We start from the raw sequence: 21,144 nt of genomic DNA on the forward strand, positions 1-21,144 counted from the left end.
CTCCTTATCTTTGTTGCTCCTTTGTTCTCATTTCTAGCCCGACCTGTAAAGAACTTTTTGAGAACATTAGCGAACAAAAAGCGCGGAAAGGTTCTAACCCACTGATATTAGACGGATCGCCTCATCCTGCCGCATCAGCCATAGCAGCAGCCTGACCGCCTTCCCGCGCGGCCCTTCAAGGGTTGGGTCATCCGTCAAAAGCTTGCGGGCATCCGATTGCGCCACCGCCATTAACGCTGCCTGTCGTTCCAGATCCGCCACCCGAAAGCGGGGCACACCCGATTGCGCAGTGCCGATCAAATCTCCGGTGCCGCGCATCTTTAGATCCGTCTCTGCGATGACGAACCCATCTTCCGACTCGCGCAGCACTTCCAACCGCTGACGGCCCGTCTCGCTTAAAGGTGCCTGATACATCAACAGACAGGTCGACGCCCCCTCACCGCGCCCGACACGCCCCCGCAACTGGTGCAACTGAGCGAGGCCGAAGATCTCGGCGCGTTCTACCACCATAATCGTCGCATTGGGCACGTCGACGCCCACTTCGATCACCGTGGTGGCGACCAACACCTTGGTTTCGCCTGCCTGAAAGGCCCGCATCGCCGCATCCTTGTCGGCTGGTGGCATTTGCCCGTGCACCAGACCGACCACCCCCTCGCCCAAGGCTGCCCGGAGCCGTTTAAACCGGTCTTCTGCCGCCGTCAGATCACTGACCTCGCTTTCCTCCACCAGCGGGCAAACCCAGTAACACTGCCGTCCCTCTTCGATGGCGTGACGCATACGGTCGATGACTTCATCCATGCGCCCGGTCGAAACAAGCGCGGTGCGAATGGGCTGTCGCCCCGGTGGTTTCTCGTCGAGAACCGAGACATCCATATCGCCATATTGCGCCAGTGCCAGACTGCGCGGGATCGGCGTGGCGGTCATGACCAGCACATCTGCCAGCCGCCCCTTGCGCCCCAATTCCAGCCGTTGGCGGACGCCGAAACGGTGCTGTTCATCGACCACCGCAAGTCGCAGATCGCCAAAGCTTACGTCAGCTTGAAAAACAGCGTGGGTGCCAACGAGGATCTGAATATCGCCCCGCTCCAACGCAACGAGTTTGGCCCGCCGCTCCGCGCCCTTGTCCCGGCCAGTTAGAATTTCCAGCACCACGCCTGCCTGTTCCGCGAGCGGCTGCAACCCCATAAGATGTTGACGTGCAAGGATTTCTGTCGGAGCCATCAATACCGCCTGGCCGCCTGCCTCTACCGCGCGAAGCAGTGCCATGAAGGCAACCAATGTCTTGCCCGCGCCCACATCGCCTTGCAAAAGCCGGTTCATCCGCGTGTCGAGCGCCATGTCGGCGGTGATTTCTTCAATGGCGCGGCGCTGTGCCCCAGTGGGGCTGTAGAGCAGTGATTTCAGCACCCGTTGCTGCAAGCGCCCGTCGCCAAGACTTGCCCGCCCCTTCTTGCGCCGCTCATTCTGCCGGGCGAGGGCCAAGGTCACTTGATGGGCGAGCAATTCGTCATAGGCCAACCGCTCCCGCGCGGGCGCAGTTGGGGTGAGGTCTTCGGCGTTCTGAGGATCATGCGCGGCCTCGGCGGCGGCGGCGAAATCGGGCCAACCGGCCTGCGCCACTTGCCCCGGATCGGCCCATTCGGCCACCGCTGGCAGGCGACTCAGCGCACCACGGGTGGCCTTGTACATCAGCTTTTGCGTCAAGCCGGAGGTGAGCGGATAGACCGGCTCAAAGTCCGGAATACTGCTGGCCTCTTCCTCTGGCACGGCAAAATCGGGATGGACCATCTGCGCCATCCCGTCGAAAAACTCGACCCGACCCGAGACAATACGGCGGCTGCCTTCGGGCAATTGCCGTTGCCAGTAGTCCCCCCGCGCGTGAAAATAAACCAGTTGAAAGCTGGTCTGCGCATCCTCCACCGTGATGCGATACGCGCCGCCTTTGGTACGTGCCGGGCGATGCGCGCCGATGGTGACGGCCACGGTGAGCGTCGCGGGCAGATGCGCGTCTTTCACACTGTCGCGCAACCGACGGTCGATGCCGGAATGCGGCAGGGTAAATATCAGATCACGCGGCGCTTGAATGCCCAATTGGTTCAACAATTGGGCCGTCTTCGGCCCCACCCCTTCGAGGGTTTCCAGCCCGGCAAAAAGCGGGAAAAGCTGCTCCGGCCTGCCGCTCATTTGCCTTCGATCAAGGCGAGCCAGCCGTCCTCGTCCAAAGTCTCAATCCCCAAATCGGCAGCTTTCTTGGCTTTGGAGCCTGCCCCCGGACCGGCCACGAGAATGTCAGTCTTGGCGCTGACCGATCCTGAGACCTTGGCCCCCAAACGCTCCGCCCGTGCCTTGGCCTCGGCGCGGCTCATCTTCTCCAAGGTGCCGGTGAAAACGACCGTTTTGCCCGCCACCGGGCTGCCTTCGGTATCGGGTCGTTCCGCTGGAACCACGGTCAGATGCGCGACCAGCCGGTCGATGGAGGCGCGCTCGGCCTCCTGCGCGAAGGCCGAAACCAGCGAGCCTGCCATAACACTGCCAACGCCATCGACACCGATCAGGTCATCCCACGCGGGGCCCTCCAGCCCGCGCGCTTCGGCCATGGCGGCCTCAAAACTGTCCCAGTCGCCGTAATGCAATGCGATAAGGTTCGACGCCGCTTCGCCCACATGGCGGATGCCGAGGGCAAAGATCAGCCGCGCCATCGGGATTTCGCGCTTATCTTCAATGGCTTGGAATAGGTTGTCTGCGGACTTCGGCCCCCAGCCTTCGCGGTTCTTCAACTGCTGCACGCCGCTACCATAGCGCTCTTTCAAAGTGAAAATATCCGCAGGCTCCGCGATCCAACCGTCGTGGTAGAATTGCTCTACCTGTTTGGCCCCGAGCCCTTCGATGTCAAAGGCCCCGCGCGCGACGAAATGTTTCAGCTTTTCAACGGCCTGCGCGGGGCAAATCAGCCCGCCTGTGCAGCGCCGCACCGCATCGCCCGGCTCACGGATCGCATCCGAGCCGCATTCCGGGCAGGTGGTGGGAAAAACGAAGGGCGCCGCATCCTCGGGGCGTTTGGATAGGTCAACATCCGCCACTTTGGGGATCACATCGCCCGCGCGGTAGATTTGCACCCAATCGCCAACGCGCACGTCTTTACCACCCCGGATCTCAGCACCCTTACTGTCGAGCCCCTTGATGTAATCCTCATTGTGCAGCGTCGCGTTGGAGACGACGACCCCGCCGACTGTGACCGGCTGCAACCGCGCCACGGGGGACAGCGCCCCGGTGCGGCCAACCTGAATGTCAATGCCTTCCAGCCGTGTCCAAGCCAGTTCAGCCGCGAATTTATGCGCGATTGCCCAGCGGGGCGTTGTCGAGCGAAAGCCGAGGCGTTCCTGTAGGGCGAGGTCATCGACCTTGTAGACCACACCATCGATATCATAGCCAAGCGTGGCGCGCTGCGCTTCGATCTGCTCATAATGGGCCACCATGTCGTTGGGACCATCACAAAGCGCAGTCAGCGGGTTGGTGGAAAATCCCAGTTCCGCCAACCGGTCGATCGCGCCCTTTTGCGTTTCGGCCAGCGGGGTCGAGAGCGCGCCCCAAGCATAGGCAAAGAACCGAAGCGGACGCGCACGGGTGATTTCCGCATCAAGCTGCCGCAACGATCCGGCGGCGGCGTTGCGCGGATTGGCAAAGGTCTTGCCCCCCGTTTCGGCCTGCCGCGCGTTCAGCGCCGCGAAATCGGCATGGCTCATGTAGACTTCGCCGCGCACCTCCAGCAGGTCTGGCGCGTTCTTTAGTTCATGCGGAATGTCGGCAATGGTGCGCGCATTGGCGGTGACATTCTCCCCCACCGAACCATCGCCGCGGGTGGCGGCCTGCTTGAGCACCCCGTTCTCATAGCGCAGAGAGAGCGACAGACCATCGATCTTTGGCTCCGCAGTATAGGCCAGCGGCGCTTTGGCCCCAAGCCCCAGGTATTTACGAATCCGCGCATCGAACTCTGTCACATCCTCTGCGTCAAAGGCATTGGCCAGCGACAGCATCGACACCGCATGGCGCACCTTGCCAAAGCCGTCGGCTACCGGTGCACCGACTTGCTCCGAGGGGCTATCGCTTCGTTTTAGTTCGGGGAAACGCTGTTCGATTGCTGCGTTGCGCCGCTTCAGCGCATCATATTCCGCATCCGAGATTTCGGGCGCATCTTCCGTATGATAGGCCGTGTTGGCCGCACTCAGCAACTCTGCCAACCGCGCCAGTTCCGTTTCTGCTTGCGCCTTGTCCAGCGCTGCCACCTCGATCTGGGATGTCACGATCTGCCCCCGATATTGTCACCTGGCGCTTAGATAGGTGGCGATCCGGGGCAGGTCTAGCGATTTTCGGGTTAGCCGTCAGCCTCTCAGGCGCTGGCAGCCAAATCCATTGTCACAGGTTCTGGGTCGCGCAGCACATAACCACGGCCCCAGACGGTTTCGATGTAATTCTCCCCGCCGGTGGCTTGGCTCAGTTTTTTGCGTAGTTTGCAGATAAAGACGTCGATAATCTTTAGTTCCGGTTCATCCATCCCACCGTAGAGGTGGTTCAGGAACATTTCCTTGGTCAAGGTCGTGCCTTTGCGCAGGCTGAGCAGTTCCAACATCTGGTATTCTTTGCCCGTCAGATGCACGGGGCTGTCATTCACACTGACCGTTTTGGCATCAAGGTTCACGGCCACCTGCCCGGTTTCGATCACCGATTGCGCATGACCTTTTGAACGGCGAATGATCGCATGAATACGGGCCACCAATTCTTCGCGGTGAAACGGTTTGGTGAGATAGTCATCAGCACCAAATCCAAAGCCTTTGATCTTATTCTCCGTATCATCCGCGCCAGAAAGGATCAGGATCGGCGTTTCAATACGGGCCAATCGCAATTGTCGCAGCACCTCATGGCCGTTCATATCCGGCAGATCGAGGTCAAGTAGGATCAAATCATAGTCATAAAGCTTGGCCAGATCGATTCCCTCTTCGCCAAGGTCGGTGGCGTAGACGTTGAGATTCGCATGGGTCAGCATCAGTTCAATGCTGCGAGAGGTCGTAGGATCATCTTCAACTAACAATACACGCATTAGGTTTCTCCGGCTCATCTTGGGCGATAGCTTAACCCTGAACAAAAAAGGTTAACTACCCGTTACCGTTACTTGGACGGTACAATAACAACTTAAAGTTGTCTATATTTAGGCAGAGCAGTAGCTTTTAACGCGGCCTCACCATGCTCCGTAACTGCGTGTAACCATTCCATGAATTCATCATCGCTAATGCCATACCGCTCCAAAGCCTCAGACTGGGTGATCAGCCCATAGACCACCCCGCGCACCACCGCCGCCTTGCGTGACGCGACCCATCTTTGTGTATCTGGGCTGGGCAGGTCGGCACGAGACATCACGCTGCCGTCAGCAAGGGTAACAGACCGTGGTCCATCGACTTTTTTCAGGTACATCGCATCATCCGCCATTGTTCTGGCGTCCAATAACCCCCATCTGCCTTAACGCGGAGTGAAGCCTGCCCTTGTGACTAGGTAGGATTTTCCTATATTCGCGCACAAACTCCGGAGATACGCATGGCCCTTGATCAGACCCCGCCGCTCAATTCGCTTGGCTTTGCCAAGGCACCTGCCGACACGCGGGTCGTCGTGGCGATGTCGGGTGGTGTGGACAGTTCCGTTGTGGCGGCCATGCTCGCCGACGAAGGTTATGACGTCGTAGGCGTCACCCTGCAGCTTTACGACCACGGCGCTGCGCTGGCCAAGAAAGGTGCCTGCTGCGCGGGCGTCGACATTCAGGATGCCCGCCGCGTGGCCGAGGAAATGGGCTTTCCGCATTACGTGCTGGACTATGAAAACGTCTTCAAGGACGCCGTGATCGATGAATTCGCCGACAGCTACCTCGGCGGTGCGACACCCGTGCCCTGCATCCGCTGCAACGAACGGGTGAAGTTCAAAGACCTGCTGGAAACCGCCAAGGATCTGGAGGCCGATTGCATGGCCACAGGTCACTATATCCAGCGCAAGATGGGCGAGAACGGGCCGGAGCTACACGCCGCCGCCGATGGCAACCGCGACCAAAGCTATTTCCTGTTCTCCACCACAGAAGAGCAGCTTTCCTACCTGCGCTTCCCGCTGGGCCACCTGCCAAGCAAGGATGACACCCGCGCGCTTGCCGCGAAATACGGGCTGGTTGTGGCTGACAAACCCGACAGTCAGGACATTTGTTTCGTTCCCAATGGCGACTACGCCGCGGTGATCCGCAAGCTGCGCCCCGAGGCCGCCGATCCGGGCAATATCGTCGATACCGAAGGCAATGTGCTGGCGAAACATGAGGGCGTGATCCACTACACCATCGGCCAGCGCCGGGGCTTGGGCATCGGCGGTCTGGCGGATCCGCTTTATGTGGTGAAGTTGGATGCTGAGCGCAAAGAGGTCGTCGTCGGCCCCAAATCCATGCTCGCCACCCGCAAGATCCCGGTGCGTGAGATCAACTGGCTGGGTGACGAGCCCCTGACCTCCCGGTCAGAGTGGAACATCGCCGTGCGCGTGCGCTCCACCCGTCCGCCGCGCGATGCGATCCTGCGTCCAATCAGCGCGACCGAGGCCGAGGTTGAACTGCTGACCGCCGAGGAAGGTGTGTCGCCGGGTCAGGCTTGTGTGTTCTATGATCCTGAAAGCACGCGCATCTTTGGCGGCGGCTGGATCTACCGGGGCTAAGCGCGCCTACAGCCGCGCAAGCACGGCGCGCGCGGCCCGCAGGCCCGGCGCCTCACCACCCCGCCCCAAGCGCTGCATGGTCAGCGCCATCGCGTCCTTTTGCGCGCCCGGTGCCCGCAACACCTGCAAAACACCTTCGGCAATCGGTCCGGGACGGCAATTGGCACCGATGAATTCCGGCACCACGCGGGTTTCCGAGACGAGGTTGACCAATGTCACCGTATCCACCCGCAGCATCCGCCCGATAATTTGACGGCTGATCCAGTTCATGTCGTAGGCAATGACCATCGGCGTGTTCACCGCAGCAAGTTCCAGCGACACGGTGCCCGAGGCCGCCAGTGCCACATCCGCCGCGCGAAAAGCGGCGCGTTTGGTGGCGGTAAATTCTTCCGTCTCCACCACCCTTGGGTCCAGCACCAACGGATTGCCCGCCCAATTGCGCGTGACCTGTTTCACCAAGGCCGCCACGGGGGCCGCCGCAGGGACCACGACACGCAGGGACGGCTCGGCTTCGACCAATCGGGCGACGACCTGCTGGAACACCGGGGCCAGCCGCGTGACCTCCCCTCGGCGCGAACCGGGCAAGGCCAAGAGCAAGGGCGCGTCGGCGAGGCGATGTTCGGCGCGGAAAGCCGCAGCGGCAGCATCATCGGCGATTGGCTCGGCCACCACCGGGTGCCCGACGAAATCGCAGGCCATGCCCGCCGCTTCCATATAGGGCGGCTCGAAGGGGAACAGCGCCAGCACATGATCGACAGATCGGGCCATCTTCTCAGCCCGACCGGGACGCCATGCCCAGACGGTCGGCGCCACGTAATGCACTGTTCTGATGTCGGATTTCTCTTTCACCTTACGCGCCACGCGCAGCGAAAAATCGGGGCTGTCGATTGTGATGAGCACATCTGGCTTGGTTTCAATCACCGCCTGTGCCGTCTCATTGATCCGGGCCATCAGCGCGCGGTATTTGGGCAGGATCTCGGCCAGCCCCATGACGCTGAGCTCGTCCATGTCAAAGCGGCTTTCCAGCCCCTGAGCCATCATCATCGGCCCGCCGATGCCGTCGAATGTCACCTCGGGGCAGAGCTCTTTCAGCCCCGTCATGAGCGCACCGCCCAACCGGTCACCGGAAGGCTCGCCTGCCAGAATGAACACTTTCATGCTGCATCCCCCTCTCGGACCCAGAGCACTAGCCCCAGCTCATCGGCCAGCGCCACACAGGCGTCACGTTCCAGCAGCATCACGCCGCCCGCCTTGATCACCACGCCCGCCAGCCCCGCCGCATGGGCGGCACGCAGCGTATCGGGGCCGATGGTCGGAAGATCAATCTCGCGGATTTGGCCGGTTTTCGGACCTTTGCAGAGCACCGCTCGTGCATCACGCACGGCTTCCGGCAAGGTCGTCAGCAAGTGATCCGTGCCGCCGATGGTCTCAACCCCGTACACCTGCTCACGCCCGATCACGCAGGCCTGTCCGATGTCGAGCGTGGCCAAGCCATCCAGTACGGCAGCACCACGCGCCGCATCCCGGCGCATTTGTTCGTCGGGCAGTTCGCGCGACAGCACACCGCTGTCGGCGAGCAGGTCGGGCACCAATTCGTCGGCCCCGACCACCCTCAGGCCATGATCCTCGAAAATCGTCTTGATCACCTCAAGCGCGCCATTGTCGCCCGCTGCCAGTGCCTGTTTGAACTGCGTCACCAAGGGCGCTGTGCGCATGTCGAGCTTTGCCGGATCAAGCGTTGGTCGGTCGATTGCGCCGCAAAGACAAACCTCACGGATGCCCACGCCCAAAAGATGCGCCAGAAGGCTGCCCAGCGTCTCCAACCGAAAGGTCAGATCGGCCTTTAACCCATCCGGCGCGCAGCCCTCATAGACGCAGACCAAAGGCGGCACTTCCTGCGCCGCCGCCACCCGTGCGGGCAAGCCGCCGCGTCCGGCGATCAGCGCAAGGCTCATTTCGGCGTCAGGAAATGGCGGCCCGTGTCGGCCATGACAAAATCGACGATCTGGCGCACATAATCGCTTTGGGTCTCGTCCCCCAAACGCCGCGCCCGGTCCGAGAATGTCCCCTCGCCCTGCGCCAGCATCTGGAACGCCGCCCGCAGCGCCGTGATGTCTCTACGTGCCACGCCCGCGCGTTTCAGCCCGACAAGGTTCAGCCCGTCCAGATCCCCGCGCGGCGCTTGCACAAGCCCGTAGGGGATTACGTCATTGGTCACCATCGTCACCGCGCCAATGATCGCGCCTTGGCCGATGCGGACCCACTGATGGATGCCCGAAAGCCCGCCAATGATCACGTCATCTTCGAGCACGCAATGCCCCGCCACGGCGGCGTTGTTCACCACGATCACCCGGTTGCCGACGATGGCGTCATGGGCAATGTGACAGCCCGCCATGAACAGCCCGTCGTCGCCCACACGCGTCATGCCGCCACCGCCTTCGGTGCCGCAGTTCATGGTGACATGCTCGCGAATGCGGTTGCGTTCGCCTATGACCAGACGGCTGGCTTCGCCCTTGAACTTCAAATCCTGCGGGATTTCACCGATCACGGCGAAGGGGAAAATCACCGTACCCGCGCCCACCTCGGTCTGGCCGGTGACGACGACATGGGATTTCAACTCCACATCCGCCTTCAGCACAACCTGTGGCCCTACCACGCAGAAAGGGCCGATCTTGACCGAAGGGTCGATCTGCGCGCCCTCTTCGATCACGGCACTGGGGTGGATATTGCTCATGCTGCGTCCTGTGGCAGGTCCAACATCGCCATGAACTCGGCCTCGGCGGCCATTTCACCATCAACGGTGGCCACACCGCCGAATTTCCAGATTTTCGCACCCGGCTTGCCGCGCAGGGTTTTTAGGTCCATCCGCAGCACATCGCCGGGACCGACCTTGCGGCGGAACTTACATTTGTCGATGGACATGAAATAGATCAGCATGTCGCGGTCCTGCATGCCAAGGGCGGTGCCCACCATCACGCCTGCGGTCTGGGCCATCGCCTCAACAATGGTGACGCCCGGCATGATCGGCGTGCCGGGGAAATGGCCCTGAAAATGCGGCTCGTTCATGGTGACGTTTTTGTAGCCGACAGCACTCTCGGTGCCCTTGATCTCTTCGACCTTGTCGACCAGCAAAAACGGGTAGCGGTGCGGCAGGATGCGCTGGATCAACTGGATATCGGCGCGCAGCAGCTCTTCGGTCATGGACTGTCCTTTGTCTCAGAAGGTTGCTGAATGGCTACCAATTCAGACGGCTGGGGGCAAGCATCCCCCGGCGCCCTGCCGCTCAGTCGGCCTCGGTCAGCCCATCGCCAATGGTCTCATCCAACAGCGCAATCGCCTGATCCGTCACCTCAATCGCCGAGGACGAGACAAAGACGCGCCGGCGTTCAAGAATGACAGCCGCGTCGGAATTGCGCATCAACTGTTCCATTACGGGGGCTGCGGCAGCAAGGAAACGGTCCCGCTCTAGGTCGAGCGCTTCGCTCAGCGCTCGGTTTTTTGAGGCCTGCTCTGCTCGGGTGCGCTGCACCTTTTCATCGAAGGCATCTGCCAAAACGCGGAACGCCGCTGGCGTCATCTGGGTGCGTTTTTCGGTAAGCTCACGCTCTTCGGCTTCCAGCTCGGCCTCGATCTCTCGATTTTCGGTGGCCAATTGCTCGCTTTGGGCTTCGATCTCACGGGAAACCCGGCTGCCGAAAGCGCTATCGCGGAAAAGGCGTTCTGAATCAATGGTCAGAACCGGGCTGATCACGCCCTGCGCGGTGCCGCTCGTTGCGTTCTGCTGTGTCTCTGCCGTAGGGGCCTGTTGCGCCTGGCCGGGGGTGACCCCGGCCAGCATCATCACAAAGGGGATGAACGCGCGGTACATGGTCTTAGAACGTGGTCCGCAATGTGATCTCAAAGCTTTGCTCTTTGTCAAAGCTCTCTTTCTTCAGCGCGTCAGAGACGTTGAACTGAAGCGGGCCAAGCGGTGTATCCCAGTAGACCGAAAAACCGACCACATGGCGGTAAGAGCCCCCCTCGCCGACGATCGAACCGCCCGTGGTGTCCACATCACTTAGGTCCCACAGGTTGCCCACGTCATAAAAGACGCCGCCGCTGATGCCATATTCTTCGGGCAGCCCCAGTGGGAACTCTGCCTCGAAACGGGCCACGGCGAAGAAGTTACCGCCAAGTGCATCGTCAACGCCGTTGCTCTGGTCACGCGGGCCAATCCCGCCCGGCTCAAAGCCGCGCATGATGGAAGGGCCAAGGATGAAACGGTCAACCGCACGGTTGGTGCCGCTGTTCCAAGCCAGCGCCCCACCTTCGAGCGTGGCACGAAGAGTTACTTCTTCGTTAAAGATACGCTTCTCGGCGCCAAACTTGGCCGAAGTCTTGATGAACTTATTGTCACCGCCCAGACCTGCGAAATCCTGACCGAACTCGAACAAGATACCCTGCGTTGGGTCCAGCCCAGTGCGGCGGGTGTCATAGGTATAGGTATAGCCCACCGAGGAGGAGAACAGCGCGCCTGCGTCGATCTCGTTGGCGATGGTGGCGCTGTTATCTTCGTCGTCACGTTCCAGCATCTCGATGCCTTCATACGTGTAGCGCGCGGACAGACGGCCATTCTCGCTCACCGGGAAGGTCAGGCTGGGCTGGAACAACAAACGCTCGGTGTCGTAGCTGGTGTAGGACGAATTGGTTTCAGCATAGTCAAGCTTGAGGCCAAGCGCCACATCACGGCCAAGGAAACGCGGCTCGACAAATGTCACACCATAGCGTGTAGCGTCTTCGGCGGTGGAGATCGACAGGCTCAGCTTCTGGCCACGTCCAAGAAAGTTATCCTCCTGAAAGCTGACCGCGACACCAAAACCGTCGTTGTTCGAGAAGGAGCCGCCGAAGTTCAGCGAGCCGGTGGGTTTTTCTTCCACGTCCACGTCGATCACGACCTGCTCAGGGCTGGACCCCTGACGGGCGTTAACCTCTGCTGTCTCAAAGTATTGCAGCGCACGGATGCGTTCCGCCGACTGGCGAATCTCACGCGGGTTGAACGGGTCACCCTCAACACTGTCGAATTCACGCCGGATCACGCGGTCAAGCGTGGTGGTGTTGCCTTCGATGTCGATCCGCTCAACAAAGATGCGCTCGCCACGGGACAGCTTGTAGGTCACGTTCAGCGACAGATCGCGGTCATTGCGGTCGATCACCGGCTCAACACGCAGGAAATCCACACCATCACGGATCGCTTGGCGTTCGATCCGGGCGATGTCATTCTCGATCAATGTCGGGGAATAGATCACACCCGGGCGGATTTTCAGAAGGTCACGATAGACCGCAGCATTCAGCCCCGGCACTTCGGATTCAAGCGACACAGTACCAAAGCGGAACTGCTGCCCCTCGGTGATGTTATAGGCGACAAAGACGCCATCACGCTCTTCGGTCAGTTCGGCATTGACCGCTTCGGTGCGCATATCGACATAGCCACGCGACAGATAGAAATCGCGCAACATCTGCTTGTCGGCCTCAACCCGGCCTTCGACATAGGTGTCACGCTTGACCAAGCGGCGGAACAGACCCGCCTGTTTGGTGCCCAACACGCGGCGCAGACGACGATCGGAATAGATACGGTTGCCGACAAAGCTCAGGCGCTCGATCTCGACGTTGTCGCCCTCGAAAATTTCAAAGACCAGATCGACGCGGTTTTGATCGCGGCGGATGATGCGTGGCTGCACACGGGCCGACAGACGGCCTTCGTTGCTATAGGCCTCAGCGATCGCGGCGGCGTCTTGCTCGGCTTGACCGGGGTTGAACACCCGGCGCTCGGTCGAGCCGATCAATTCGGCCAGCATCTCATCTTTGATGCGGCGGTTGCCCTCAAAGCTTACCCGGTTCAGCGTCGGCAGTTCCACCACTGAAATCACCAGCGTGCCGCCCTGCGGCTCGATGGAGACGGATTCGAACAGGCCCGAGTTTTGCAGGTTCTGGTAGGCGTCGTTCAACTGCCCGCCCGAAACGGCCTGCCCCCGCCCGATGCCAGCCCGGCGCAGAATGGCGCTATCGCCGATCCGCTCGTTGCCTTCAATCACGACCGTATTGAACTGATATTGCTGCGCCTGCACATCGCTGCCCGGCACAAGCCACGCGACGGACAACATGACACAAAGCGATGCGCCCCGAAGGGTCCTGCCAACATTGCTGCGCTGCGCCCATTCGATGGGCATTCTGCCCTCGTTCCTCAGTCCCATTACACCGACCCGTTTTTTTGCGACATTAATTGTCAACCTGACTACGCAGGTTAACGGGGTTTGTCAAAAGCAACGGCGGTAAAAATATACCATATCATGCGGCAACATGGGCAGGAATGACATCATAGGCGGGCAAAGGGCAGGATTGCCCGATTTGCCGCGATCGGACGGTCACAAAGAGGCGACAAATGCACCGGCAGAGAGGGCGGCGACGATCGCCGTACCAAAAAACGCACGGTCCCAGTTCAGGTCCAGCAAAAGGCTTAGGCCGCGGGTTGACCCTTGAATCAAGTGCATCTTCGGTTCCTTCCAGATGAAGGATAATTTTACCAGGGCATTGCGGCAGGAGTGTGTTCAAATATGGCCATTTGAAGGCAAGTCGCTGACTTGCCCGTCGGCGTTAATAAGAGCCCTGCCCCGTTGGGGCGAAATAAACGCTGCCCCGCTGGGGCAAGGCTCTCGCAACCACCGCTTAAGGGCAGAACAGATCGTTCCCAAGCGCAAAGAGCATCAAGGTCAGGACCAGCGTAATGCCGAGGGTCATCAAAAACCGCAGCGCGCCATCGCTGGGCGGTTTGCCTGTGACGGCCTCATAAGCATAAAACACCAGATGCCCCCCGTCCAAAGCCGGGATCGGGAACAGGTTCAGCAGCCCGACCGCCGTGCTCAGCACAGCGATGAAATAGATGAATGACTGCGCCCCTTGGCTGGCCATCGCGCCCGAAGTTTGGGCGATGCCCACCGGGCCGCTCAGGTTGCAGGTGCTGATATTGCCGACAATCATCTCACGTAGCCCCGAGATGGACCCTTTGATGATCTGCCACGTATTGCCTACCCCGGTGCTCAGCGCCTCGCCCACGCCGGGCGTATCGGTCGCAGGCACAAAGGCCATGCCGCCAACGATGCCAATGCGCAGGTTCTGCTTAAAGCTGCCGTCAGGCTGCGGCTCATCCGTGGCTTTGGGAACAAGGGTGAACTCCAGCGTCTCGCCATCCCGCCAAACCGTAAGCTGCTGCGCTACACCTTCCGATGCCTCAACAACCTCTTTCAACTCACCAAAGGCTACGATTTCTTGGCCGTTCACGGCTGTAATCACATCACCACCACGAAGCCCCGCTTCTTGGGCCGCCGATTGCGGTGCCACGTTGCTGACCAGCGGCGGCATCAAGTAAGGGCCGGGCACCGTCAGCTCCGCATCGTCGCGGGTGATGTCATAGCTCAGCACCGACTGCTGCGGCAGGTTGGTCAGGAAATCGCCATAACCTTCCCCGGCAGAGAGCGACGGCACAGGCGTGCCTTCGACCGCCCGCAGCACATCACCCGGTTCCAACTCATATGCAGCATTCGGTAAATCGCGCAGTTCCCCCACGGTGAGCGGATCACGGGCAGTGCCTGCGGTCATCGCCACGGCGAAGAAGATAATGATCGAAAGGGCGAAGTTGAACACCGGCCCCGCCGCCACGGTCAGCGCACGGGCATAAAGCGGCGCGCCATGCATCGTGTGGCGCAGCGCCTCGGGGTCTTCGGCCAGCGCCTGCATCGCGGTTTCGTCCTTGCCGGAAGCCGCATTGGAATCGCCCGCGAATTTCACATAGCCGCCAAAGGGCAGCAGCGCGAACTGCCAGCGCGTGCCGCGCTTATCCATGCGCGAAAACAGCACCGGGCCGAAGCCCAGACTGAAGACATCCGCCTTGATCCCGGTCCAACGGCCAACGATGTAATGGCCGTATTCGTGGATCGCCACGATCACCGAAAGCGCCACGACAAAAGCCAATATCGTCCAGATCAGCCCGCCGAACTCCGGCAATAATCCCATGATGTCCAACGTGCTACCCTGCCCTTTTTTGAATTGCGGCCTCAGCAGCCTTACGTGCGAAATGGTCGGCTTGGCCCACCAAATCAAGTGTCATATCGTCGCTGCCCCGACCCAAAGATGCGTCAGAAGCACGTGCGTCCAGCACCTCTTCGACGATCTCGGCCATTTCTGTAAAGCGCAACTTCCCGGCGATGAAGCCATCCAGCGCCACTTCCTTGGCCGCGTTAAAGACCGCGCCCATGAGCCCCCCTGCCGCCATCACCTCCCGCGCGAGCCGCAGTGCGGGCCAGCGGGCGTCGTCAGGTGCGGTGAAATCGAACCGGCCGATTTTGGTCAGGTCCAGCCGTTCCACTGGCAGGGGCGCGCGCTGCGGGTGGTGCAGCGCATAGCCGATCGCATGGCGCATGTCAGGCGGGCCGACATGGGCCATCAGGCCACCGTCGCAGAAACCCACCAGCGCATGGATCATCGACTGCGGATGCACCAGCACTTCGATAGCCTCAGGCGATACGCCGAAAAACTCCCGTGTCTCAATGACTTCCATCGCCTTATTGAACATCGAGGCCGAGTCGATGGTGATGCGCTGCCCCATGTCCCAGTTCGGATGGCTCGAGGCTTGGTCAAGCGTCGCATTGGCGAGGTCTTCCAGCGGCCAATCGCGAAACGCGCCGCCGCTGGCGGTGATGATAACGCGCTCAACGGCGGCCATGTCTTCGCCGACCAGCGCCTGAAAAACGGCGGAATGTTCGCTATCGACCGGCAGGATCGTCGCGCCATAGCGCTTGGCCTCGCCCATGATCAGCGCTCCGGCGCAAACCAGCGATTCCTTATTGGCCAGCGCCAGCGTGCCGCCTTGGTGCAGGGCGGCCAGACCGGGCGCGAGCCCCGCGGCACCGATGATCGCCGACATGGTCCAATCCACGGGACGCGATGCCGCCTCGGTAATCGCCTCGGACCCCGCCGCTGCCTCGATCCCACTGCCGCTGAGCGCATCGCGCAGATCGTCCAACAGGTCTTCGCGGGCGGTGACCGCGACCTCGGCCTTCAACGCCTTCGCGTCCTCGGCCAGTTGGGCAATATTGCCCGCGCCGGTCAGCGCCACTACGTCATAACTGTCAGGCGTGCGCCGGATCAGATCAATCGTGTTCTGACCGATGGACCCGGTCGCCCCCAGTATCGAAATTTTGCGTGGCATGGCGGGTTAATTCAGGCCCGGAGGGAAGCCGATCAGCGGCCCAACAATCAGCAAGAAAACCGCAGCGCCCAGCATCCCGTCAAAGCGGTCCAACAGACCGCCATGGCCGGGGATCAGTGCCGAGCTGTCCTTGACGCCCATCTTCCGTTTCATGCCCGATTCCGCCATATCGCCCATCTGCGAGGCCATCGACAGCGCGACCGAGATGCCGACGAGTTGCAGGCCAAAGCCTGTGTTGAAGGAAAAGATCAGCCCAACAACAGCCGCCCCGACCCAGCCCGAGGCGGTGCCGGACCATGTTTTCTTGGGGCTGACCTTGGGCCAGAACTTTGGCCCGCCGATGGCGCGACCAGCGAAATAGCCCACCACATCGGTGACCACGACCACCAGCACCAGCCAGATCAGCCAGCCAAAGCCCATGTCATCGCGCAGTTGGATCAAACCAAAGCCCGCCAGCAGGATCATTGCAGTAAAGCTCATGTAGAGCGTGCGGTTCGCGGTCAGCAGGGCAAAACCCAGAAGCGCGGGTGCCAGCAGCAGCGGCAGGCCAAAGCCCACCGGCAGATAGACCGACGCCAGCACAGCCGCGCCCGTCACCAGCCCAAGCTGCCAAGAGGCCGCCTGACCGGGGCCGCGCAGCATGCCGACAAGTTCCCAAACCATCAGACCGCAGACCAGCGCCACCAAAAGGTGAAAGGCAACGCCCCCCAACCAGATGCCCAGAAGACCGATCAGGATCATCGCACTGGCCGATAGCATCCGCAAGCGGAGGTCGGACCATTGTTCAGGTGATTTCATCGCAGCTCTCCTCAGGTCTTGACCGCACCGAACCGCCTGTCACGCCCGCCATAGGCGGCGCAGAGCCGGGCGAATTCCTCGCGGGTGAAATCCGGCCACAGCGTGTCGATGAACTCATATTCCGCATAGGCCGACTGCCACAGCAGAAAGTTCGAAATCCGCGCCTCGCCGCTGGTGCGGATCACCAGATCGGGGTCGGGCAGCACATGGGTATCGAGGTAGCGCGGCAGGGTCTCTTCGTCCACGCTGTCGGGGTCAAGTTTGCCGCTGGCGACATCTTGGGCCAAGCGGTGCGTGGCGCGGGCCACCTCATCGCGGCCGCCGTAATTGAGCGCGATCGTCAGATTGATACGGGTGTTATGCGCGGTGTGGTCCTCAAGCTCTCCCATCAGCTTGATGAGCTTGTCATCCAGCCTGTCGCGGTCCCCGATGAAACGGACCCGCGCGCCATATTCGCTAAGGCTGCGCATTTCCTTGGAGATATAGCGCCGAAACAGCGACATCAGCCCGGCCACTTCGACCTGCGTGCGTTTCCAATTCTCGGTCGAGAAGGCAAAGATCGTCAGATACTCCACCCCCACATCGGGGCAGCACTCAACGATCTCGCGCACCCTCTTGGCACCGGCGTGGTGGCCAAAAAGCCGGGGCCGCCCGCGTTGGGTGGCCCAACGGCCATTGCCGTCCATGATAATCGCCACATGGCGTGGCCCGCCGGGTATCGTTTGGGGCTGGGTTTCGGCGGTGCTCATGTCTCGACCTTTTCTTTCAAGTTCTATGTCCCTGCGCGAAAGCGCGGGTCAAACTTGCATGATTTCGGCCTGTTTCGTCTCAAGCTGGTCGTCGATGAGGGTGATGAAGCGGTTGGTCAGGTCTTGCACTTCGCCTTCCCAGATTTTCTGGTCATCTTCGGACATCGCGCCGTCGTTCTTGGCCTTCTTGATCTGGTCCATCCCGTCGCGACGGATGTTGCGGATCGAGACGCGGGCGTGTTCGGCATATTGGCCCGCGACCTTGGTCAACTGGGTGCGGCGCTCTTCGTTCAGCTCAGGGATCGGCAGCATGATGATGGTGCCATTGAGCTGCGGGTTGATGCCCAGACCGCTTTCACGAATGGCTTTCTCGACCTTGCCAACAAGACCCTTGTCCCAGACGTTGATCGTGACCATGCGCGGCTCTGGCACGTTGACGGTGCCCACTTGGTTCACCGGGGTCATCTGGCCGTAGGCCTCAACCATCACCGGCTCCAGCATGGAGGCCGAGCCACGCCCCGTGCGCAGCGATGCGAACTCGGTCCGAAGCGACGCAATTGCGCCGTTCATCCGCCGTTCAAGATCATCGGTATCGAGCATAAATTCGTCTGACATGGCGAGGCCTGCTTGTTGTTTCCTTGCGTTACGGCTTTCTAACGGTGGCGCGGCGCTTTCACAACTGCCCATTATTCCGCCACCATCTGACAACCGCGCCCCCTTGCGAGAGGCGCGGCGACCTCGGGCCAATCGCCCCGCCGTAGGACGATCCCCGCGCTGTGGTGCGCGTCTTAACCGACGCGGGTGTAAGTACCCTGCCCCGCCAAAATGCCTTGGAAGCCGCCCGGCTCGTCCAGCGAGAAGACGATGATCGGCAGGTTGTTGTCCCGCGCCAGCGCGATGGCAGAGGCATCCATCACGCCAAGCCGCTTTTGCAGCACATCGTCATAGCTCACCAGATCATAGCGTTTCGCGTCGTCGAACTTGGCCGGATCCTTGTCATAGACGCCATCGACCTTGGTGCCCTTAAAGATCGCCTCGCAAGACATCTCATTGGCGCGCAGGGTCGCGGCGGTGTCTGTGGTGAAATAGGGGTTGCCAGTGCCCGCGGCAAAGATGCAGACCCGCTTCTTCTCAAGGTGGCGTACGGCGCGGCGGCGGATATAGGGCTCGGCCACTTCGTTCATGGTAATCGCGCTGATCACGCGGGTATGGATGCCCAAGCCTTCGAGCGCCGATTGCATCGCCAGCGCGTTCATCACCGTGGCGAGCATGCCCATGTAATCCGCCGTGGTCCGCTCCATCCCCTGCGCCGAGCCTTGCAGCCCGCGAAAAATGTTGCCGCCGCCGATCACCATGCAAATCTCGACGCCCAGACTGTGCACCGATTGCACCTCGCGGGCGATGCGTTCGACGGTTGGCGGGTGCAGGCCATAGCCGAGGTCACCCATCAGCGCCTCCCCGGAAATCTTTAGCATCACGCGGTTAAAGGAGACTTGGGGGGTGTCTTGGGACATCGGGCACACCTTATTATTTCACCAACCGGGGGAGATTTGAGCCTTGCGGCGGTGAAGGGTTTTCATTTCGCGCCAAAATGTCGCAAATACGCCCAAGGTTCAATGCGGGACGTAAGGAAGACGCAAAGAAATGCCGGATATTCCCAAGGCCCAGATGGATGCCCTGTTGCAAGACCTGCCGCCCGAGCGGCCTGTGCTCATCGCCGGGCCGACCGCCAGCGGCAAATCTGCCCTGGCACTCGCCATTGCCGAGGCGCAGGGCGGTGTGATCGTGAACGCCGATGCCAGCCAGGTCTACGCCCCGCTGCGCATCATCAGCGCCCGGCCCTCAGCCGAAGAAGAGGCCCGTGCGCCGCATCTGCTCTATGGTCATCTGGCCGAGGATGCACCCTATTCCACCGGCCATTGGCTGCGCGAGGTGGCCCCGCTGCTGGGCGGCGATCAGCGGGTGATTATCACCGGTGGCACCGGGCTTTACTTCGCGGCTCTGACCCAAGGATTAGCGGAGATACCGGAAACCCCGCCAGAGGTCCGCGCCCGAGGCGATGACATGACGCTCCACGACTTGCTGGCGCAGCTTGATGCCGAGACCGCGGCGGGCATCGACCAGCGCAACCGCGCACGGGTGCAGCGCGCTTGGGAAGTGTTGCAGGCCACCGGGCGCGGCCTGTCGGACTGGCAGCGCAATACCGGCGCGCCGCTTTTGCCGCTGGCAGACTGTCTGCGGATTGTCTTCGACGTGGAGCGGGATTGGCTGAACGCCCGCATCGAAAAGCGCTTTGACCAGATGCTAGAGCAAGGCGCCTTGGAAGAGGTTGCCGCCCTGCGCCCGCGTTATGACCCCACGCTGCCCGCCCATCGCGCCATCGGCGTGCCGGAACTGATCCGCCACCTTGACGGCGATTGGCCCTTGCACCGCGCCCGCGAAGCCGCCGTGGTCGCCACCCGCCGCCTCGCCAAACGGCAGCGCACTTGGATGCGTAGCAAAATGGCAGATTGGCAGCGGGTGACGCCACAATAGGATTAGACCTGCTCCAAACCCTTGCATAATAGCGATCATCGGATAGCGTATCGTTGAAGTTTGGCCCCAAGGGGTTTTCAATTCTCAACGAAAGGCCCCTGTGCAACAGCCGCAGATACAGCTTCTCACTTTGGCGCAGCTTTCCGCTGGGCAGGAGTGGCGGCTGTCCCTTGCCCATGACCGCGACCACCATTTATTGATCTGGATCACCCGTGGTCAGGGGCGGCTTTTACTTGACGGGCAGCGCCGGGGCTTGGGCGCCTATAACGCGCTCTGGATACCAGCGCGGTCACTCTTTGCGATGGAACTGGGCTTTCAATGTGTGGGCCATGCTGTCGTTATTCCCGAAAACACCAGACTGCGTCTGCCGGATATCCCACGTCAGCTGCGCATCCGCGAGGTGCAGGCACAAGCCGAACTTTCGGCACTGATCGAACTTGCCCAACGCGAATTGCACCAAGGCCGTCCCCTGCAACAAGACGCGCTTGAAGCGCAGGCAGCTTTGATGTCAGTCTGGCTGCACCGCCAGATCATGTCAGAGGACCATGTCACCACCCGCCCAAACGCGGGCGCAAGGCTCAGCGCGCGGTTCTGCGCTTTGCTGGCCCAGCGCCATCCCAAAGGCGGTAGCATGGCCGATCACGCCGCCGAATTGGGTGTGACCCCCACCCATCTGACCCGAGCGGTAAAAGCCGCCACCGGGAAATCCGCCGCCGATCTGCTCAGAGAGCGCAGTTGTCACGCCGCCCGGCGCCTGTTGGGTGAAACCGATCAAACCGCCGCAGAGATCGCCGCATATCTGGGCTTTCGCTCCGCCGCTTACTTCACCCGATTCATGCAACAACACAGCGGTCTGCCGCCCAGCAAACTGCGCTAAACACACCGAAGAGCGCGGCAAATGTCGCTTTCAGACCAAAGTCATGTCGCAAAAACCGCATCCAGCAAAACTACGAAATGTTGACGCGCGACCAATTTCCATGCCTCATGGTCGAACCGTTCTGCGAAGGGTTGGATAGTCGGCCAAGCGAATGAGGATAAAAATGCCTTGCCTTAGGGCCATGCTGCCATAGCTCAACAAGGCGGCAAAAAACT

The 21,144-nt window shown here is 61.0% G+C and carries 20 protein-coding genes; 3 read left to right on the plus strand and 17 right to left on the minus strand.

Features of this window, described 5'->3' with window-relative positions:
• Positions 1–93: 93 nt before the first annotated feature.
• From recG to sciP, 4 genes are all read right to left on the minus strand, one after another.
• Positions 94–2,184, minus strand: coding sequence for an ATP-dependent DNA helicase RecG (gene recG, locus BM229_RS04130; protein ID WP_093926393.1), 2,091 nt, complete (start codon positions 2,182–2,184; stop codon positions 94–96).
• Positions 2,181–4,301, minus strand: coding sequence for an NAD-dependent DNA ligase LigA (gene ligA, locus BM229_RS04135; RefSeq protein WP_093926394.1), 2,121 nt, complete (start codon positions 4,299–4,301; stop codon positions 2,181–2,183). The genes recG and ligA overlap by 4 nt, the downstream gene beginning before the upstream one ends.
• An 86-nt stretch (positions 4,302–4,387) precedes the next feature.
• Positions 4,388–5,095 (minus strand): response regulator transcription factor CtrA, encoded by a 708-nt coding sequence (gene ctrA, locus BM229_RS04140; protein ID WP_093926395.1) that lies wholly within the window; start codon positions 5,093–5,095, stop codon positions 4,388–4,390.
• A 92-nt stretch (positions 5,096–5,187) separates the two neighbouring features.
• A complete protein-coding gene (gene sciP / locus BM229_RS04145; RefSeq protein WP_093927211.1) occupies positions 5,188–5,466 on the minus strand; it encodes a CtrA inhibitor SciP in 279 nt (92 codons plus the stop codon).
• Between the two features lie 120 nt (positions 5,467–5,586).
• Between sciP and mnmA the strand changes: the two genes are divergently transcribed.
• Positions 5,587–6,729, plus strand: coding sequence for a tRNA 2-thiouridine(34) synthase MnmA (gene mnmA / locus BM229_RS04150; RefSeq protein ID WP_093926396.1), 1,143 nt, complete (start codon positions 5,587–5,589; stop codon positions 6,727–6,729).
• Positions 6,730–6,735: 6 nt separating this feature from the next.
• On the opposite strand, the gene lpxB is transcribed toward mnmA, so the two are convergent.
• The 13 genes from lpxB to pyrH all read right to left on the minus strand — a co-directional run bounded on the left by lpxB (position 6,736) and on the right by pyrH (position 19,031).
• Entirely contained in the window at positions 6,736–7,887 is a 1,152-nt protein-coding gene (gene lpxB / locus BM229_RS04155) for a lipid-A-disaccharide synthase (RefSeq protein ID WP_093926397.1), read from the minus strand.
• The gene (locus BM229_RS04160) at positions 7,884–8,684 is read right to left on the minus strand and encodes an LpxI family protein (RefSeq protein ID WP_093926398.1); all 801 of its coding nucleotides are present in this window, start codon (positions 8,682–8,684) and stop codon (positions 7,884–7,886) included. The genes lpxB and BM229_RS04160 overlap by 4 nt, the downstream gene beginning before the upstream one ends.
• Positions 8,681–9,463, minus strand: a complete 783-nt coding sequence (lpxA, locus tag BM229_RS04165; RefSeq protein WP_093926399.1) for an acyl-ACP--UDP-N-acetylglucosamine O-acyltransferase — start codon at positions 9,461–9,463, stop codon at positions 8,681–8,683. Before lpxA ends, BM229_RS04160 begins: the two co-directional genes overlap by 4 nt.
• Positions 9,460–9,930 carry a 3-hydroxyacyl-ACP dehydratase FabZ gene (fabZ, locus tag BM229_RS04170; RefSeq protein ID WP_067939985.1) on the minus strand — a complete coding sequence of 157 codons (471 nt, stop codon included), beginning with the start codon at positions 9,928–9,930 and terminating at the stop codon, positions 9,460–9,462. Before fabZ ends, lpxA begins: the two co-directional genes overlap by 4 nt.
• An 82-nt stretch (positions 9,931–10,012) precedes the next feature.
• Entirely contained in the window at positions 10,013–10,597 is a 585-nt protein-coding gene (locus BM229_RS04175; protein WP_093926400.1) for an OmpH/Skp family outer membrane protein, read from the minus strand.
• A 4-nt stretch (positions 10,598–10,601) separates the two neighbouring features.
• A complete protein-coding gene (gene bamA, locus BM229_RS04180) occupies positions 10,602–12,935 on the minus strand; it encodes an outer membrane protein assembly factor BamA (protein ID WP_093926401.1) in 2,334 nt (777 codons plus the stop codon).
• A 195-nt stretch (positions 12,936–13,130) separates the two neighbouring features.
• Positions 13,131–13,256, minus strand: coding sequence for a hypothetical protein (locus tag BM229_RS18420; protein WP_276326634.1), 126 nt, complete (start codon positions 13,254–13,256; stop codon positions 13,131–13,133).
• A 175-nt stretch (positions 13,257–13,431) separates the two neighbouring features.
• Positions 13,432–14,784 carry an RIP metalloprotease RseP gene (gene rseP, locus BM229_RS04185; protein WP_093926402.1) on the minus strand — a complete coding sequence of 451 codons (1,353 nt, stop codon included), beginning with the start codon at positions 14,782–14,784 and terminating at the stop codon, positions 13,432–13,434.
• Between the two features lie 4 nt (positions 14,785–14,788).
• Positions 14,789–15,970 carry a 1-deoxy-D-xylulose-5-phosphate reductoisomerase gene (dxr, locus tag BM229_RS04190; protein ID WP_093926403.1) on the minus strand — a complete coding sequence of 394 codons (1,182 nt, stop codon included), beginning with the start codon at positions 15,968–15,970 and terminating at the stop codon, positions 14,789–14,791.
• Positions 15,971–15,976: 6 nt separating this feature from the next.
• Positions 15,977–16,768 carry a phosphatidate cytidylyltransferase gene (locus tag BM229_RS04195; RefSeq protein WP_093926404.1) on the minus strand — a complete coding sequence of 264 codons (792 nt, stop codon included), beginning with the start codon at positions 16,766–16,768 and terminating at the stop codon, positions 15,977–15,979.
• 11 nt (positions 16,769–16,779) lie between these two features.
• Positions 16,780–17,517 (minus strand): polyprenyl diphosphate synthase, encoded by a 738-nt coding sequence (gene uppS, locus BM229_RS04200; protein WP_067628873.1) that lies wholly within the window; start codon positions 17,515–17,517, stop codon positions 16,780–16,782.
• A 48-nt stretch (positions 17,518–17,565) separates the two neighbouring features.
• On the minus strand, positions 17,566–18,132 hold the full coding sequence (gene frr, locus BM229_RS04205) for a ribosome recycling factor (protein ID WP_007120421.1): 567 nt from the start codon (positions 18,130–18,132) through the stop codon (positions 17,566–17,568).
• Positions 18,133–18,305: 173 nt separating this feature from the next.
• A complete protein-coding gene (pyrH, locus tag BM229_RS04210) occupies positions 18,306–19,031 on the minus strand; it encodes a UMP kinase (RefSeq protein WP_067261559.1) in 726 nt (241 codons plus the stop codon).
• 130 nt (positions 19,032–19,161) lie between these two features.
• On the opposite strand from pyrH, the gene miaA reads away from it, so the two are divergent.
• Together miaA and BM229_RS04220 are read left to right on the plus strand one after the other, a co-directional pair.
• Complete coding sequence (miaA, locus tag BM229_RS04215; RefSeq protein WP_093926405.1) at positions 19,162–20,052, plus strand: tRNA (adenosine(37)-N6)-dimethylallyltransferase MiaA; 891 nt, start codon at positions 19,162–19,164, stop codon at positions 20,050–20,052.
• 100 nt (positions 20,053–20,152) lie between these two features.
• Positions 20,153–20,929, plus strand: coding sequence for a helix-turn-helix domain-containing protein (locus BM229_RS04220; RefSeq protein ID WP_093926406.1), 777 nt, complete (start codon positions 20,153–20,155; stop codon positions 20,927–20,929).
• Positions 20,930–21,144 lie beyond the last annotated feature (215 nt).

It is taken from the genome of Sulfitobacter dubius (assembly GCF_900113435.1).
In the GTDB taxonomy this organism is placed as follows: Bacteria; Pseudomonadota; Alphaproteobacteria; order Rhodobacterales; family Rhodobacteraceae; genus Sulfitobacter; species Sulfitobacter dubius.

Bases quoted from the DNA above. Each gene is read 5' to 3' on its own strand.
- recG (WP_093926393.1), bottom strand. From the start codon at position 2,184: ATGAGCGGCAGGCCGGAGCAGCTTTTCCCGCTTTTTGCCGGGCTGGAA.
- ctrA (WP_093926395.1), bottom strand. From the start codon at position 5,095: ATGCGTGTATTGTTAGTTGAAGATGATCCTACGACCTCTCGCAGCATT.
- sciP (WP_093927211.1), bottom strand. From the start codon at position 5,466: ATGTACCTGAAAAAAGTCGATGGACCACGGTCTGTTACCCTTGCTGAC.
- mnmA (WP_093926396.1), top strand. From the start codon at position 5,587: ATGGCCCTTGATCAGACCCCGCCGCTCAATTCGCTTGGCTTTGCCAAG.
- lpxB (WP_093926397.1), bottom strand. From the start codon at position 7,887: ATGAAAGTGTTCATTCTGGCAGGCGAGCCTTCCGGTGACCGGTTGGGC.
- BM229_RS04160 (WP_093926398.1), bottom strand. From the start codon at position 8,684: ATGAGCCTTGCGCTGATCGCCGGACGCGGCGGCTTGCCCGCACGGGTG.
- lpxA (WP_093926399.1), bottom strand. From the start codon at position 9,463: ATGAGCAATATCCACCCCAGTGCCGTGATCGAAGAGGGCGCGCAGATC.
- fabZ (WP_067939985.1), bottom strand. From the start codon at position 9,930: ATGACCGAAGAGCTGCTGCGCGCCGATATCCAGTTGATCCAGCGCATC.
- BM229_RS04175 (WP_093926400.1), bottom strand. From the start codon at position 10,597: ATGTACCGCGCGTTCATCCCCTTTGTGATGATGCTGGCCGGGGTCACC.
- bamA (WP_093926401.1), bottom strand. From the start codon at position 12,935: ATGCCCATCGAATGGGCGCAGCGCAGCAATGTTGGCAGGACCCTTCGG.
- BM229_RS18420 (WP_276326634.1), bottom strand. From the start codon at position 13,256: ATGCACTTGATTCAAGGGTCAACCCGCGGCCTAAGCCTTTTGCTGGAC.
- dxr (WP_093926403.1), bottom strand. From the start codon at position 15,970: ATGCCACGCAAAATTTCGATACTGGGGGCGACCGGGTCCATCGGTCAG.
- BM229_RS04195 (WP_093926404.1), bottom strand. From the start codon at position 16,768: ATGAAATCACCTGAACAATGGTCCGACCTCCGCTTGCGGATGCTATCG.
- uppS (WP_067628873.1), bottom strand. From the start codon at position 17,517: ATGAGCACCGCCGAAACCCAGCCCCAAACGATACCCGGCGGGCCACGC.
- frr (WP_007120421.1), bottom strand. From the start codon at position 18,132: ATGTCAGACGAATTTATGCTCGATACCGATGATCTTGAACGGCGGATG.
- pyrH (WP_067261559.1), bottom strand. From the start codon at position 19,031: ATGTCCCAAGACACCCCCCAAGTCTCCTTTAACCGCGTGATGCTAAAG.
- miaA (WP_093926405.1), top strand. From the start codon at position 19,162: ATGCCGGATATTCCCAAGGCCCAGATGGATGCCCTGTTGCAAGACCTG.